The following is a 325-nucleotide window of genomic DNA, read 5'->3' on the forward strand; positions in this document are numbered from 1 at the left end:
TTTCATATAATTCCACTTGATCAGGAGTCATTTTTAGTAGGTTTGATCGTATCTGTTTACTATCAGGTAAGGTGTAATTGATTTGATACATATTGAGAGTGAGTTCTGCAGCTTTTCTTATTGATATACTTGATCCTTCGAGAGCCAATATTCTCTCAAGTTCTTTGTATATAGCATATGCCGTAAATGAGATGCAGATATGTGCTTCTATCCGGTTCCTCAGCCGATGATATATGGGGCGTATTCTCAAGTCGGTCTTAGACATTCTAAACGCACGTTCTATATGCCATAGGTTACTGTAATTGTTAATAACATCCTCCTCTTT

Annotated in this window: 1 pseudogene; it reads right to left on the reverse strand. The window is 36.6% G+C overall.

What is annotated here, in order from left to right:
• Positions 1–325, reverse strand: a pseudogene (locus OM074_RS21600) (IS1634 family transposase); the annotation flags it as partial.

The sequence above is a fragment of the Plebeiibacterium marinum genome, assembly GCF_026013615.1.
GTDB classification, from domain to species: Bacteria; Bacteroidota; Bacteroidia; order Bacteroidales; family Marinilabiliaceae; genus Saccharicrinis; species Saccharicrinis marinus_A.